Source organism: Zobellia barbeyronii, assembly GCF_018603515.1.
GTDB classification, from domain to species: Bacteria; Bacteroidota; Bacteroidia; order Flavobacteriales; family Flavobacteriaceae; genus Zobellia; species Zobellia barbeyronii.
In genome coordinates this window covers 891,968-908,779 of sequence record NZ_JACATN010000001.1, presented here as the reverse complement: position 1 = coordinate 908,779, position 16,812 = coordinate 891,968, and the positions used below count along the sequence as shown (strand labels likewise).

General features: G+C 34.6%; 13 protein-coding genes. 2 read left to right on the top strand and 11 right to left on the bottom strand.

All coding sequences use genetic code 11. The features are described from left to right. Positions 1-8: 8 nt before the first annotated feature. The 11 genes from rfbA to HW347_RS03545 all read right to left on the bottom strand — a co-directional run bounded on the left by rfbA (position 9) and on the right by HW347_RS03545 (position 13,400). The gene (rfbA, locus tag HW347_RS03595) at positions 9-863 is read right to left on the bottom strand and encodes a glucose-1-phosphate thymidylyltransferase RfbA (RefSeq protein WP_214610561.1); all 855 of its coding nucleotides are present in this window, start codon (positions 861-863) and stop codon (positions 9-11) included. Positions 864-866: 3 nt separating this feature from the next. Further along, a complete protein-coding gene (gene rfbB, locus HW347_RS03590; RefSeq protein WP_214610560.1) occupies positions 867-1,889 on the bottom strand; it encodes a dTDP-glucose 4,6-dehydratase in 1,023 nt (340 codons plus the stop codon). Positions 1,890-1,899: 10 nt separating this feature from the next. Next, complete coding sequence (locus HW347_RS03585) at positions 1,900-2,907, bottom strand: hypothetical protein (RefSeq protein WP_214610559.1); 1,008 nt, start codon at positions 2,905-2,907, stop codon at positions 1,900-1,902. Between the two features lie 4 nt (positions 2,908-2,911). Continuing rightward, complete coding sequence (locus HW347_RS03580; RefSeq protein WP_214610558.1) at positions 2,912-4,597, bottom strand: DUF6909 family protein; 1,686 nt, start codon at positions 4,595-4,597, stop codon at positions 2,912-2,914. A 286-nt stretch (positions 4,598-4,883) separates the two neighbouring features. Further along, a complete protein-coding gene (gene wecB, locus HW347_RS03575; RefSeq protein WP_214610557.1) occupies positions 4,884-5,933 on the bottom strand; it encodes a non-hydrolyzing UDP-N-acetylglucosamine 2-epimerase in 1,050 nt (349 codons plus the stop codon). Between the two features lie 12 nt (positions 5,934-5,945). Beyond that, entirely contained in the window at positions 5,946-6,884 is a 939-nt protein-coding gene (locus tag HW347_RS03570) for a Gfo/Idh/MocA family protein (RefSeq protein ID WP_214610556.1), read from the bottom strand. 224 nt (positions 6,885-7,108) lie between these two features. Further along, on the bottom strand, positions 7,109-7,690 hold the full coding sequence (locus HW347_RS03565; protein ID WP_214610555.1) for an acyltransferase: 582 nt from the start codon (positions 7,688-7,690) through the stop codon (positions 7,109-7,111). 85 nt (positions 7,691-7,775) lie between these two features. Then, positions 7,776-9,263 (bottom strand): hypothetical protein, encoded by a 1,488-nt coding sequence (locus HW347_RS03560; protein WP_214610554.1) that lies wholly within the window; start codon positions 9,261-9,263, stop codon positions 7,776-7,778. After that, positions 9,220-10,590 carry an MBOAT family O-acyltransferase gene (locus HW347_RS03555; RefSeq protein ID WP_214610553.1) on the bottom strand — a complete coding sequence of 457 codons (1,371 nt, stop codon included), beginning with the start codon at positions 10,588-10,590 and terminating at the stop codon, positions 9,220-9,222. The genes HW347_RS03560 and HW347_RS03555 overlap by 44 nt, the downstream gene beginning before the upstream one ends. 371 nt (positions 10,591-10,961) lie before the next feature. Further along, entirely contained in the window at positions 10,962-12,458 is a 1,497-nt protein-coding gene (locus HW347_RS03550) for a GH3 family domain-containing protein (RefSeq protein WP_214610552.1), read from the bottom strand. 75 nt (positions 12,459-12,533) lie between these two features. Next, entirely contained in the window at positions 12,534-13,400 is an 867-nt protein-coding gene (locus HW347_RS03545; RefSeq protein ID WP_194533136.1) for a M23 family metallopeptidase, read from the bottom strand. 196 nt (positions 13,401-13,596) lie between these two features. On the opposite strand from HW347_RS03545, the gene tatA reads away from it, so the two are divergent. Together tatA and HW347_RS03535 are read left to right on the top strand one after the other, a co-directional pair. After that, entirely contained in the window at positions 13,597-13,779 is a 183-nt protein-coding gene (gene tatA / locus HW347_RS03540; RefSeq protein ID WP_155595309.1) for a twin-arginine translocase TatA/TatE family subunit, read from the top strand. Between the two features lie 362 nt (positions 13,780-14,141). After that, positions 14,142-16,781, top strand: a complete 2,640-nt coding sequence (locus HW347_RS03535; protein WP_225901798.1) for an OmpA family protein — start codon at positions 14,142-14,144, stop codon at positions 16,779-16,781. Positions 16,782-16,812: the final 31 nt, after the last annotated feature.

Below are 16,812 nucleotides of genomic sequence, written 5' to 3'. Positions count from 1 at the left end.
TCAGCTAATTACAGCCCTAATAGATAGTTTCCATAACCGCTCTTTACAAGAGGTTTTGCTAAATTATGTAGTTGTTCGTGTGAAATATACCCCATGGTATATGCAACTTCTTCAATAGACCCCACTTTCAACCCTTGGCGTTCTTCTATAACCTCAACAAATTGCGAAGCTTGCATGAGGGAACTGAAAGTGCCCGTATCAAGCCAAGCGGTACCTCGGTCTAAAATACTTACGGTCAGTTTTTTCTCTTCCAAATACACTTTATTGATATCGGTGATTTCAAGTTCTCCCCTAGGGCTTGGTTTGATTTTTTTTGCAATCTCTACCACTTGATTATCATAAAAATATATACCAGGAACCGCATAATTGGATTTTGGGTTCCGTGGTTTTTCTTCAATTGAAATTGCTTTTCCATCTTCATCAAATTCTACCACACCATAGCGTTTAGGATCTTGTACGTGGTATCCGTAAATAATACCACCATCAGGATTATTGTTGGCTTGAAGGAGTTTTGCTAAACCGGAGCCATAAAATATATTATCGCCTAGAATCAGCGCAACTTTATCCTTTCCAATAAAAGTTTCACCAATAATAAAAGCTTCGGCCAATCCATTCGGATTTTGTTGAACTGCATATTGAAAACTACAGCCCAATTGAGTACCATCTCCTAATAATTTTTTAAAAAGAGGAATATCCTGTGGGGTAGTGATTATTAATATTTCTCTTATACCGGCGGACAAAAGTGTTGCCAGAGGATAATAAATCATAGGCTTATCATAAATAGGCATAAGTTGCTTGCTAACAGCCAAAGTAAGCGGATGTAAGCGAGTTCCTGACCCTCCGGCTAAGATGATTCCCTTCATGTTTTAACTATTCTGATATTTGCTAATATACGATGAGATGGTTTTCTTCAATCCCGAATCAAAATTGAACTGTGGTTCCCATCCCAATTCGGTTTTTATCTTATGTGCATCTATGGCATATCTAAAATCATGCCCTAAACGATCATTTACAAACGTAATTTGCTCCGTATAACTACCGCTTTCTTTAGGATGTACCTTATCTAAAATAGCACATATTGTTTTAGCAATTGAAATATTATTATGCTCATTGTCCCCACCTATAACATAGGTTTCACCACCTCTACCCTTGGTAAAAGCAACATCTATGCCTGTACAGTGATCCAACACATAAAGCCAATCCCTAATATTTTTTCCATCTCCATAAATAGGAATCTCTTCTCCTGCTAATGCCTTTCTTATGATGGTTGGAATAAGCTTTTCATCATGCTGCTTAGGTCCATAATTATTAGAACAATTACTTGTTACTACATCTAAGCCATACGTATGAAAATAGCTTCTAACCAAGAAATCGGAGGCCGCTTTTGAGGCGCTATAAGGACTATTTGGGGCGTAGGTGCTGTTTTCGTCAAAAAAACCGGATTCACCAAGACTACCATAAACCTCATCAGTTGAAATATGATGAAAGCGAGATGTTTCGTATCCTTGTTTTGGATTATTTGCTTCAATAAGCCAATGTTTTCTTGCTGCTTCAATTAACGTAAACGTACCGTTAATATTGGTTTTAACAAATGCCTCTGGACCATCAATCGAATTGTCTACATGAGATTCCGCGGCAAAGTGAATTACATCTGTAATCTGATAATCAGCAAAAGTGGAATTCACCAAATCAACATCACATATATCACCTTGGATAAACTTATACCGATTATTATTTTCTACCTCTTTAAGGTGATGAAGATTGCCAGCGTAAGTTAACTTATCAAGATTAATGATATCAATATCAGGATGTTGCTTTAAGAAAAAGGGTATAAAATTACTCCCTATGAAACCAGCTCCACCTGTAATAAGAATTTTTCTTTTGAACATTTTTAAAATTCTATAATTGTAATTCTTTAGCTTTTCTATTTAGATAGCGTGTAAAAGATACTACAAAGAATAAAATTACTAAAGCCGTGGGTATCAAGAAAAACTTATTATTGAAAAAGGGCTTCTTGTACACTTGGGTTTTCCCCATATTAATCACACTAAGGATTTCGGTCTGATCTGTAAGCTCTGATTTTTTTTCTTCAATTTCTTTAAGAAACCTATTTTTTAAGGTTAATAAACTTCCAATATTAAGAGCGCTTTCATTTTCCATGTATACAGAACCCTGAGCTCTCTCTGCGGTGTCGTTTACAAGGGTTTTTGTATAATTATCAATCAGGTTGTCTATTTGAGATATAAGCAAGGTATTCTTATCTATTCGCATTTGGGCATTTTCCCTTGTGGTCTTAATAATCTTATCAAAATACTCATTATTGTTAATGTAGTTGAGTAGTTTTTTAGCTATGGCATTGCCCTTATTGGCATCAATATATGTAAATGTTATTCGGTGCGCTATTATGCTTTTCTTGGTAAGTTCCGATCGCACAATATCAACCACAAAGCTTTCCTCCTTAAAATTTTCCAACAATTTTAAATATTGTAATTCCTGCTCTGTCTCCTCTTTTGTTTCCTCTGGATCAGTAATCGGTTGAATTTCAATCCGAAATCCTTTCAAATCTTCTATTGAAATACCAACGTCTTTAAAAAAGGTAGTGTCTTTGCTAGAAACATTGGATTGAATCTCACTAATAGCAGCATATATATATTCTGTGCTGTCAAAATTAGGTCGAACAATGGTTTCTGCCTTTAGCTTTTTATTACTCAGAGAGCTCAAAATAAAACTAATAACTATACCAATAATAATAAGACCTACCAGTATAAAAATATTTTTTTTCAGATATACAAATACACCTAAGAAAGCTATTCCCAAACGATTTATCCCCTTCGATATCATTTTGAACAACTGCCCCAAATCAATTTCATCTGAGGTATTGGCGTTAGTTGGCTTATTGTCAGACATTAAATTATGAATTAAAAATTTGTTCTAATATTTTCTCAGTAATCAAATATGTTGGCTTTACTCCTGTTGTACCTAAACCACCTGAAGCCAAAGTGCTGCCAGTTTCTAATGGATTATCAGAGGCATAATATGCATACCTTACTTTTATATCTTCTCTAACACTCTTACGTATCTTAGAAGCAGATTGTACTGCTTTTTGATAGTGAACGCCCTCCATCTCAAGACCTACCACATTCCAAGTAGATTGGTGAAAGAATTTCAATACGTCTTTATTTTGCAACGATGTCCCTAAAACAGTAACCATAGTGCCTTCAAACACTTTTAATCCGTGCCCTTCAAAATCTTGCGCGCACAATTCATTCTTGAACGGATAATTATCTGCGGTACCTTCAAAAATATGTGCAGAAGGTATCATCAAGTCCCCTTTACCACCTTCTAGTATACCTGCTTTTCCCATAATAGAAATGGAGGCTACATCTAGAAAAATAGATTCATCTCCCGTTCCTTTATATGGTTTCAATAGTTCATCTATAGTTTCATACGCTTGTTCACCAAAAGCGTAATCCATAACAAAAATTACTGGCTTATCTTTATCCGCTAGACCTTTAGGCAATTCATAACAACAAACATCTGAACCCATTTTGGCAGTATCAAATAATTGTACGTCAATATTCGTTCCTGAAAGATCATCAATTGCTATCATTCCATTCTTAGTGGCAACCTTAGTTACTTTTGAACGTAATTCTTCATTCGAAGATGAGCTTAAAGCCTCATAAATTTTTAAAGACTCTTTATTCGAAAACTCCTTTTTTAGTGCATTCTTAGCAAATAGTGAGTTCATTACACTGTGCATATTAGCACTAATAATGTGAATTGGCCTGTGCAGTAAATCGTTTCTCTGTAACGTTTCTTTTATAATATTAGCCCATCGTTCACCATGAATATGATGCCCCAGACGCTCTCTTAGTAATGCACTAAAAGTAATTACTCTTTTCTCGCCTGTAATCTCTTCTTCTATAGCTAGTTTACCCAACCAATACACAATTTCTAAAAACCGATCAGGCTGTTCTTCAGTAGAAAATTGTTTGTGAATAGCCAAAATTTCTATAAAGGAACGACCCAGAATATTAGCTGTATGAATAAGGGCCACTTCCCGTTCTGCTAAAGTTAACTCGTCTTTTTGAACTGCAGCTTCCAATTTAGCCCAATCCCTAATGGTCCTATCGGTATCTTCAATTAAAACCCTTTTACAGATTTTCTCAGATTCAATAAAAAGGAAGGTTAAGTGCGTAAGAATGTCATAGATATCCGAGCGACCTCGAGTAATCTCGATATTCATCTGTTCATCATCTATCCGATAACAATTTCTACGACGTTTTGGCGGTACAATTGGCTTAAAATGAGATTCTCTATATCCCTCATCTGAAGTCAGGTTGATAAATCGACATTGTTCAATTCCTTTTGGCAAACGCTCTAGAACATAAATTAACCCACTTAGTTCTGCCTTTTCTTCAGCAATAGAACCATAAATTTCTGGTCTTAACTGCAGCAAAGCAAATTTTAAAGATTCACCTGATACACCTGTTGGTTTATAAAAACCACGGTTGAACAAATGTCTCATTGTTATATAAAGTCGCTCAATAGCACTAGTAGATTCTTGAGCGCGCGTAGTTGTAGTTGTATTGCTCATAAACAAATTTCAACCAAAATTACGATAATTTTTTCAGTAGTAGCAAATGAGATTTTTCTTGCCTTTTTAATAATATATTGCAGAAACTAGCAGAAATAAAAAAGACCTCTACAGAGGCTTATTTATAAGAATATATTATTATAGCTGTTTCATGAACCCTTCACCTGAATACTAGAGAACAACGTTATACTCAAATAAAGGCTTATTCTTTATGTATAATAAACCATAAGAGAGGCTCTTTAGCTTATTTTAAAGCTACCTCTATTGAATTTTAAAAAAATCTTATTTAGTTTATAAACTGAATAATCTTATCAACCATCTTTGAAGCACTACTGCCTTGACCATATAAGTTGATGTTGTAACTATGAGGTTGCTTCTCTAATTCATCATTAATCTTCGATAAATCTTGAAAAAGAAGAATATTTGCATTGTCCACAAGCGTCTCTTTCCACTCTGTTTCTTTGCGTATAGTTATACACTTTCTTTTAAGCCAATATGCTTCTTTCTGCATACCGCCGCTATCCGTTATAAGACCTTCAGAATTTTGAAGATATGCCAAATTAGAAAAGTAAGACTGTGGCTCAATAAAACTAATATTCATATAATCTTCAAGATTCAAACCGTAACTAGAAGCTAGGTTTTTTGTCCTAGGGTGTAGAGAGAAGATGACCTTTTTATCAAGTTGTTCAAGAGTTTCTAGAACGTACGTCAACCTTTCCTTATCATCGGTATTATAGGGTCTATGTATAGTGGCGTAATAGTAGTTTTTTTCTTTTGGAGAGTGTTCTCTTAGCAAGTCGTTTCCTGTAACGTATTGAACCAAATCCTTCATTATATCACCTACCTCATATACACCTTTCTCTACACCCTCGTCTTTAAGGTTTTGCACAGCAATACCACTAGGAACAAATAGTAGGTCAGAAATATGATCGGTAAGTACACGATTTACCTCTTCTGGCATTTTTTTATTAAAACTTCGTAAGCCAGCTTCAATATGAAATAAGGGTATATGTAATTTTGATGCAACCAATGCGCCAGCCAAAGTTGAATTAGTATCACCATAAACCACAACACCATCAGGTTTTGTATCTTCTATGATTTTTTCTATTTCAATCATCATTTTACCCGTTTGTTCCCCATGAGGTCCACTTCCAACATGTAGTGTAAAACTTGGAGGACTCATATTGAGCTGAGTGAAAAATATCTCACTCATGTTCTCATCATAATGCTGCCCAGTGTGGACAGTTATAAGGTCTACTTTGCCCTTACATGCCAATTCAAAAGGGAAATGCTTAATAAATTGCGGTCTAGCCCCAATTATAGCTACTATTTTCATGTGATGGTTTTTCTATTTTAAAAGAGGGTGGTAATCTCCCTTCACCCCAATAGGTTTTGAGTTTCTAATATCATGGACAATTTTAATTGCTGTTCTAGCATCATCAAGCCCGTAACCCTTTCCTACAAGAATATCCTTGTATACCATAGTGTGTAAGTCTGAAAAACCCCCACTGAACTCTAGCTCTTCATCATTAATTTTAATAGACCTAAAAGTAGTCTGCCCGGCATCCTTTATTTCTTTTGGCAAGTACTTGGAATTGATTGAGAGAAACCATTTGACCCTTGCATGCTCAAACTCTAAATAGCCAGCAGCATGGTCATTTTCATGAACATGTACTATATTTTCCTGAACATCACCAAAAATCCATGATAGCATATCATAAAAGTGAACCCCTATATTTGTGGCTATTCCTCCCGACTTTTCCGCATTACCTTTCCATGAGGTTTGATACCAATGCCCTCTTGAAGTCAAATACGTAAGGTCTACTTCAAACTTAGTATCCTTCTTTGCTTGCTTCACTTTCTCGCGAAGGGCTATTATACTAGGGTGCACCCTTAACTGCAAAACATTAAATATTTTTTTACCTGTCTTTTCCTCAACATGTTGCAACTTGTCTACGTTCCACGGATTGAGCACCAATGGTTTTTCACAAATGGCGTCCGCGCCACTTCGTAGCGCAAACCTAATGTGCGCATCATGTAGATAATTTGGCGAGCAAATACTCACATAATCAAGATAGGTATCTGTCTCGTATTTTAGTTTTTCAATATGACGGTCAAAACGCTCAAATTCTACGAAAAAATCCGTGTCAGGAAAATAAGAATCAATTATACCTACACTATCTCCTTTATCAAAAGCAGCGATTAAATGGTTGCCCGTGGCTTTAATAGCCTTCATATGTCTGGGCGCAATATAACCTGCTGCTCCAATAAGTGCGAAATTTTTCATCTAAACTGTTTATAGTTTTCGAAACTATATATTCTTTTCATTTTTATCACATGTATTTCGTCGATCCCCCTGATAAAATAGGTAAGACGTCTTTTTGGACAGAGAATCTTCTAATTTATTATTCAGAAATACAATATCTTTTTAAGATTTAGGAAGATTATATCTAAGGCATAAAAGTGTTGTAAATCGTAATTTATCTTTAATCCGGTTAAAAGAAGGAAGCACTATTTTAAACGCACAACAATATCACCCTTAAGCTCATACTCTTGACCACTTTCTGGACATAATGCGTAATTTTTTTCATTGAACTCCAAACGATGTCCATACTCACCGACCCAACCTATTTGTTTGCCTGGATTCCCTACAAGAAGAGCATAATCCGGAACTTCTTTAGTAACTACAGCTCCCGCACCTATTAGACAAAATTTACCCAAGGTGTTACCACAAATAATAGTCGCATTTGCCCCTACGGAAGCTCCTTTTTTCACAAGTGTTTTTTGATAATTGTCACGACGAATAATCGCACTTCTAGGGTTGACAATATTTGTAAAAACCATTGAAGGACCAAGAAAAACATCATCCTCACAGATAACACCTGTATAAATAGAAACATTATTCTGGACCTTGACATTGTTGCCTAGCACAACTTCTGGTGATACTACTACATTTTGACCAATGTTGCAGTTGTTTCCAATAATACAATTAGACATTATATGTGAAAAATGCCATATTTTGGAATCTTCGCCTATATTACAACCATCATCTATAATCGCGGTTTCATGAAAAAAATAATTTGACTTTATCATTAATCTATTAGATAAAATTTAAAAAAACAGCTGTTTTTCGGATGAATTTACAATTTGGAACCTAATCAAATTAATAAAAGAAAAATTACTGATTTGTTATCAAAAAGTCTGAAACTGTTATTTTTTCACTCCTAACCAGTCCTGATTTGAATAGTCCAATATTTAAATTTTTAACCCTCTTTATTTTTGTGTTAATTTCTCTGCTAACATAGAATTTTCCATCACCAAAAGGAAGTGGACCAGGGGTAAAATCATAATTTTCAAAACTAGTAATATTCTTTCCCACATTTATATTTTTTTTGGACTTTTCAGGAATTAGGTGTACATAAAATCTATATTGACTAAGTTTGTTTAAATTGACATTATCCTGAAATTGTAGTACGAGTTCATAAACATCTGGCCCCTGTTTTATCAAAAACATTTTTTCTACAATAACATCATCAAAAAATGTTAAATCTTGCCCCATATCAAGAACAGCTCTATTATCAAATAAATCCTCTGTACTATAAAGATAATATTCCTTTTTCTTTGCCATTCTCTCCAACCAGGATTCTTTAGGCTCGATAAATTGATTCGCCTTAAAATATTTCTTTTTAAAATGATTACCCAGATACCTGCTAATCTGTACAGCACCAAAATAACTAGTATGTTGATAGCTTATATAACCATTTTCAAAACTTCTTTTTTCTAAACCAATTTTCTTGGAAAGCATATTAAAATCTAAATATTCATCTCCTAATTTGGAAAGACTTGTTTTAAATACTTCGTTCTTTTTAAAATAACTGTCGTTAAGTAAATCGCTATATTTTGGACTCATTACATACACTACCTTCAATCCATTCAAATCAGCAAGTGATTTAATTTTTTGAAGGTAGTACATATCCTGATTATTAATTGTGAAATTAGAGAAGTCTTTCTTGTCTTCTTTTTCATATTGCAGAGCAACTTTTTCACCCATTTCACTTTTTCTAGCAGAAAATCCTCTAAAGTCTTTTTTAAAATCCAGTTCTAGTCTTTCCATGTTATCACTTAATAGCTCCGGTTTCTTCCAGTTATCATGGTTTCTAAATAGAGGAAACATAGAATTGATCCAATCTTCGTAAGGTCTTTGAGCAATAACAGCCTGTATTTTATTATTTGAATACCTCATCCCATCTAAATTAGAATACACTCGGTATTCTCCTTTTTTGGTCTTCCAACTTTCTCCTGTTAACACGGTAAGTTGTATCACTGCTACTTTAGGACTTTGATACTGTAATGCTTCTTTTAAATTGTAATATACCTGCTCTATCTTTTGGGAGTTACTTGCTATAACAAAGCTATTTGTCCCACATATGGCATCAATAATATCCGGGTCATAAGATGAGTAGGCATGGGAATTTCCTAGAATTAGCACGTCTAAACTGTTATCAGGAAGGTCATAAAAATAACTCCACCTTTTTTTAATATCGTCGTATTCTATAAATACTCTTTGTAGCTTAAAAAAGCAAAAACAGATAAGAAATAAAACTCCAACCGCTGCTAAAAATCTAAAACTGAAAATAGATAAATTGTGCTTTTTCAGAACTCCCATAATAACCAAAAATAATTATATAAAATATAAAACATAAATAGACGGACCACCTTAAAGGTAGCCATTGATTCTTAACCCAACTTCTGACACTGTTTTTTCGCTGGACCCAATGTACAAGCAGTAATATCAATATTGATATTACTGCCAAATGAAAATCTTCTTTGTCTAGTCCTAATGAGAATAATTCAGTACCAAATAGTTTGCTCCAATTTTGCACAAAAAGATTCTCAATTATATAAAATGCATCCCCAACATTATTTGCTCTAAAAAATATCCAAGCAAAACTGACTACAGCAAATGTCTTAACACAATGAAAAAATTTAAACGAAAAATTATTTCTATCCACCTTCGTTATATTGTAGAGTCTATTAGAAATAGGTTGAATAAGCTCTTCAACAATCAAGTATACGCCATGAAGCGCTCCCCAAATAACAAAAGTCCAATTGGCTCCATGCCACAAACCACTTACCAAAAAAACAATGGCTATATTTCTATATACTTTTATTTTATTGACTTTGTTACCTCCTAAAGGGAAATATAAATAATCCCGAAACCACGTGGAAAGCGAAATATGCCACCTTCGCCAGAATTCCCGAAGGTTTTTCGAAAAATAAGGGCGGTCAAAGTTCTTCATTAGGTCATAACCTAAGACTTGAGCTGTCCCAATAGCCATATCGGAATAACCTGAAAAATCGCAAAGTATTTGAAAAGCAAAAAATACAGTGGCTAATAAAAATTGAACCCCTTCGTAATTAGTAGGATCATTGTAAACCGTATTCACCAAGACAGCTAATCGATCTGCAATTACAACTTTCTGAAAAAAACCCCAAAGGATTAGAAGTAACCCTCCCTTTATCCTTTCCCAATTAATTTTTTTAGTTTCCCTGAATTGTGGCAGCAAATGCGTTGACCTTTCAATAGGTCCAGCAACAAGCTGTGGGAAAAATGAAACAAACAAAGCATAAATACCAAAGTGTTTTTCTGGTTTTAGATTATTTCTATACACATCAATCGTGTAACCAAGTGCTTGAAAGGTGTAGAACGAGATACCAACCGGCAATAAAATATTGTATTCGCTCTTTTGCCATGTAAGACCTAGAAGGTTTGTTAAATCGCCTAGGCTATCATCGATAAAATAAAAATATTTAAAAAAAAACAGTATTGAAAGGTTAGAAATTAAGCTAATAGCAACATAAACCTTCTTTTTCTTTTTTCCCTTTTCAAAATCTAGTTCACTCTCGTTAACCTTTCCTATTAAAACACCACTTAAATAAGTTATTACTGTTGAAGTAAAAATTAATATAGCATAAGAAGGACTCCAGCACATATAAAAAAAATAGCTGGAGATTAAGAGCCAAAACCAATTGAACTTTTTAGGTAATAAATAAAACACTATAATAACACAGGGGAAGAATATTAGAAATTCTTGAGAATTAAATAACATAAATATCTGTTGGGAATTTATAATATTGATTAAAATCCATCAGTGACCCCCCTTGCTAAGGGTTACGAGAAAAACATATGATTTAAACGCTCTATGACAAATAGAGCCACTTAACATATTGAGTTGATAAAATTTTTTATTTAAATATTCTCCAAAATTACAATATTTCATAACCTTTACACGAATCTATTGTAAATCAATGAATTCTCTATTTGGGTTTTTAATTTTTTTTATACCAATCTAACTTTTAAAACCTACATACTAAAAGAAGACAACCCATCCGCCACTTTGCGATCATTAGCTAAGCGTTGTATCTTATTCTGCCCGCCCAATTTGCCAATAGATTTCATATATGCGTTAAACCCACCTTCTGCAATGCTAGTCACTTTTAATGTCTGAAGAACTTTTCCGTCAATCAAATCAAAATAATAACTGTTTTGTTTTTGCAGTGAATTATCAAGAAGCTCTACAAACTTATCCATATCCGACGGTTCCCTTTCAAACTCTACCAACCATTCATGATAGGGTAGTTGATTACTTTCTGGTGTAATCTGTGGCGCCACCGTAAACTCATTTATACTTGCTCCAGTTTCTTTTACCGCCAATTGCATAGCCTCTTCTACTTCCTTGGCAATTACGTGCTCTCCAAAAGCGGAAATAAAATGCTTAATACGACCGGAAACAATGACTTTATAGGGCTTTAAAGAAATAAACTGAATGGTATCTCCTAAATTATATGCCCATAAACCCGCATCTGTAGAAATAATCATTACATAGTTTACATTAAGCTCTACATCCTTAATTGTTAGGCGCTTTGGATTCTCTTCAAAAAACTCATCCGCTTTTACAAACTCATAAAATATACCTGAATTCAATAAAAGAAGCATCCCTTTATCTGTCTGGGAATCTTGATAAGCAAAGAATCCTTCACTTGCAGGAAACAATTCTATACTATCTACCTTTCTACCAATTAATCCTTCAAATTTGGCTCGGTAAGGTTCATAATTGACACCTCCGTAGATAAAAAGTTGAAAATTTTTGAATAGGTCTCCAACCTTCTTACCTGACTTATTTTCAAGCTTCTCAAAATACATTTGTACCCAAGAAGGTATGCCTGCGATAACGGTCATGTCCTCATTCATAGTCTCATCAACTATGGTATTGACCTTGGTTTCCCAATCGTCAATACAATTGGTCTCCCAGCTTGGCAATCGATTTTTTTGCAAATAGTTGGGTACATAATGAGCAGATATCCCTGAAAGGCGCCCTAATTTCACACCATTTTTTTCCGTTAGTTCAGGACTTCCCTGTAAAAAAATCATTCTTCCGGTAACAAAATCCGCATTGCCAGTTTCATCAATATAATTAAGAATGGCATTCCTTGAAGCATTTACTTGGTGCTTTATAGAGGTATCCGTAATTGGAATATACTTTGCACCAGAAGTAGTTCCTGAAGTTTTTGCAAAATACACTGGTTTTCCTGGCCAAAGAATATCTTCTTTCCCTGCCACAACTTCTTCAACATAGGGTTTTAAAGCCTCGTAGTCACGTATAGGAACCTTATTTACAAAGTCTTCGTGCGATTTTATGTTGTCAAAACCATGGTCAACCCCAAACTTTGTTGCACTGGCTTTTTCAAGTAATTGACGAAACACTTTTTCTTGTGTAACTATAGGATTATCTCGCCATTTTGCCGTTTGTTTGGCAATACGTTTCGCGAATATTTTGGCTCCTAGTGATTTTATTGACATAGAAAAATCAGGTATCAGTTAAAGTGCAAGTGCGCTTTTTTCTTTTGAAAGTTAATTAGTTTTAAAGTGCACCAATTAAAAATCTATGTAGTCTAAAGGGTTAACGGCATTACCATTGCTCCACAATTCAAAGTGAAGGTGAGGCCCAGTTGTATATTCACCCGTATTCCCTACGGATGCAATTACTTCGCCTGCCCTAACTACTTCTCCTTGTTTTTTGTTCAACGAACCATTGTGTTTATAAACACTCAAAAGTCCGTCTTTATGTTCTAGAATAATAACATAGCCTGTATCTGCAGTCCATTCGGAAAAAATGACCGTGCCATTGGCAACTGCTTTAATAGGCGTATCCTTAGGCGCAGTAACGTCCACTGCATAATGACGTTTTTCGGCATCATAATTATTGGATATTTCACCGCTCAAAGGAGGAAATAATTCAATTTCAGATGCAGTTGCACTACGCTCAAAAAGATTGTACTTATCCTCTAAAGCAACCTCTGCCCTTAAAAGTGAATCTTCCTTAATAGGCGTTAAATCTACACTAGATGGGTCTATCTTAAATTGTTCTCTTAGTGAATCTAGGTTAATTTCCTGAGAAGCAACATCACCCCTCAATACCATGCGTATACTCTCTAAATACCTGTTGGTATTATTTAATGAGGCAACCAAAGAATCCGTTTTATAAGTAAGATCTGTTGCTTGCTTTTTAAGCTTTGTACTTGAGTATCCCGGAATATATTCCCGTAACGGGGTAAAAGCAATAAGTAAAGTGGTTAGCGCTATTAGGCCAATAATGCAAAGTGAGCCGGTAACGAAAACGTTAAGACGACTTAATTTAAAAGAGATTTTCTCTTCAAAAGTAGATTCATTGAGAATAACCAAACGATACTTGTGAAGCAGTTTGCGTTTAATTTCTTTTCTCTTTTTGACTTTTTTCGCCATGAAGCAAATATAAAGGATGGAATCGGATTCTTATACCGTTGCTCTAAATTAATGATTCTTCCAAATACCATGGCAATCCATTCATCACATTTAAGAAAACCTGCCAAATTCTGTTAAAATAATCTGCAAGACTTTACATTTAAGGTTAACCAAGTGACTTTTTTAGTATCTTTGAATCTGTTCAAAAAATGAAAATATGACAAGTTTACAAATATTTTTAGCGATTGGCCCATGGCAAATAGGAATCGTTGTTTTAGTGGTTCTTTTATTGTTCGGAGGAAAAAAGATTCCGGAATTGATGCGTGGACTTGGAAGTGGTATCAAAGAATTTAAAGATGCATCTAAAGAAGACGATGCACTAGAAGAGAAAAAAGAATAGGTTTATACCTGATTTTTATAATCTATAACCCCTTGATTTACATCAAGGGGTTTTTTGTTTTTTATATTAATACCTTATGGTATATTTCATTTGTCAGATTTATCACACAGTTCATTCTTGGCTAAGGATTAATTAATTCTTCAGTCCGTCATTCAAACAACACCCTAACAGGCATTCACTTCTATAAACTAGGGTTTCACAACAAAAAGCAGGAGATACGTAACCTTCACCCGAAATTTACGTTATCAAAAGATAGTATTAAGGTATAATACATCGCTATTACTCCTTCATACACATCTATTTTCTATAAAAAACCACAAGCCAAATTTTAAAAATCTATTGATTTTTTAAACACCCCAATCATGAAAAAACTAATAACCGCCTTTATTTTTCTTCTGTCCTATGGTAGTTTTGCCCAGGACTTCGAAAATATGGATTCAGAAGAAATTGTAAATACTACCGAGACAGAACCGGTAAGTTTTACACCTGTTGTTGCAGAAACCTTCTCCATAAACGAAACTTTTGAAGAAGCTGCTGACAGACATGAAATTCCACATAGAACCTTTAGCGGTCTTTCTGGAACTGAGAATGGTTATTACATAATATCAGGGGTTTTCAGTAAAGAAAAAACACTGAACAAAACACTTAAGAAACTTCGTAAGAAGGGCTTTGATTCGGCAGGATATATTGTGAATCCAGAAAATGATCTTAACTATGTTTATCTAGCATACTATCCTTTTGGCCTTGAAGCCGTAGATGCTTGGGCGTCCAACTTAGATGATACTTATACAGATGACAAGTGGATTCTTGAAATAGAAAATAGTGTTGCCATAGGAGGAGAGGAAGTTGATTTAAACGAAGAGGCTGAGTCTATTGAAAATGGTATTGCACCATTGGAGGCCGTTACTGAAACTTCTGATTTATCAGAATTAGAGAAAATAGGGGAGGTTAAGAAGTTAGAAGAAATACAAACGGAAGCTACTATTGCCAACGTTACTAATGCTGTTCCTGAAACAGAAACTGAATTACAAACAGAAATTGAAGAAGAAATAGAACTAGAGACAAAAGCACCTATAAATACCATTGCAGAAACAGCTGACAAAACCAAGCTTTTACAACGTGCAGATCACTACTTTGATAAAATGTGGTACACTGAAGCTGCTGACCTTTATGAGCAAGCTTTAGAGAAAGGCGGAAAAAACCGCTCTAAAGATGTTATCCAAAAGACAGCAGACTCTTATTACTTTAACACCAATATGGAGAAAGCGTACGAATGGTACAACGTACTTTATGAAAACTACGGCAAGGAGATGTCATCTGAAAATATTTTTAAGTACGCACATTCTTTAAAAGGTACGGGAAAATATGCAAGATCAAAACGCCTTATGCGTCTTTATAATAAGAAAATGAAAGATGCGCCTGCTAGTGAATTGGCAAATAATGTTCAGGAGAACGAAACTGCTTTAGACAACATCTTGAATTCTAAAAAAGATTTTGAAATCAAAAACTTAGCGGTCAATACAGAATATTCAGATTTCTCTCCAATGTTCTTAGATTCTAATCAAGTTGTATTTTCATCTGCTAAGGATTCATCATTTTTTAATACCAGAAGGTATAAATGGAATGATCAACCTTACCTAGATTTATATGTTGCAAAAGTAAACGAAGAATCTAACGACCTTAAAAATGCACTTAAATTTTCTAAAAAAATAAACACAAAATATCATGAAGCTTCGGTAACTTTTTCTCCGGATAATAGCACCATGTATTTTACACGTAACAATTACGGCAAAAAATTAAAGAGAGATGACAAAGGTATAAACCATCTTAAAATTTATAAATCTACCAAAGTAGATAATGAGTGGACGGAAGCTGTAGAAGTATCTTTTAATAGTGACGATTATTCTACCGGTCATCCAGCATTAAGCCCTGATGGAAAACAACTATATTTTGTTTCCGATATGCCAGGTAGTTTAGGTAAGACAGATATTTTTGTAGTTGATGTTACGGAAGACGGTAGTTTCACAGAACCTAGAAACTTAGGGCCAACAATAAACACAGAACAACGCGAAATGTTCCCGTTCTTTAACGGAACTAAAATGTATTTCTCTTCTGATGGATTCACCGGTCTAGGTGGTCTGGATGTTTATGAGAGTGCTTTTGATGCAGAAGAAGGATTTGCAGAGGTTAAGAATTTGGGTCAACCTGTTAACAGTAATAAGGACGACTTTTCATATATCGTAAACGAAGAAAACCAACAAGGTTATTTTGCTTCTAATAGAGAAGGTGGTAAGGGCGATGATGATATCTACTCTTTCAAAAGATTGATTTTAGAAGAAGTTCCTGAAAACAATAATGCTATTGCTGGTGTAGTGACCGAAATGGTCACTGGAGATATAATGCCACAAGCATTAGTACAGCTTTTAGACGAAAACGGAATCAAGCTTAAAGAAATGTCAACCGAAGATGACGGAAGCTTTATTTTCGAAGACTTAAACGATTCTACTCAATACACTTTAAAAACTGTTGAACCTAAATTTATTGACAACGAAAGATTAGTAACCACTACAGTAAATGATACAGTAAAAGTTGATATTGCCATGAAGCGTCTTGAAGAAATGATCGCTATTGAAGATGGCATTAAGAAAATTAAGACTGAAATGATTTACTTTAACTTTGATAAAGCATCTATTAGACCTGATGCCGCCAAGGAATTGGATAAGTTAGTTAGTGTAATGAAAGAATTCCCGACGATAGTTATCAAAGTAGAATCGCATACGGATTCACGTGGAACCAAATCTTACAACGAGTACTTGTCAGACAAAAGGGCTAAATCTACAAGAGACTATATTATATCTCAAGGAATTGATGCCAACCGTATAGAAAGCGCTACCGGTTACGGAGAAAATAGATTGCTTAATGATTGTAATGGCTCATCTCCTTGTTCAGAAGCAGACCACTTGCTAAACAGAAGGTCAGAATTTATTATACTAAACATGTAGAATATATAAACCCCATATCTAAAAACCGCTG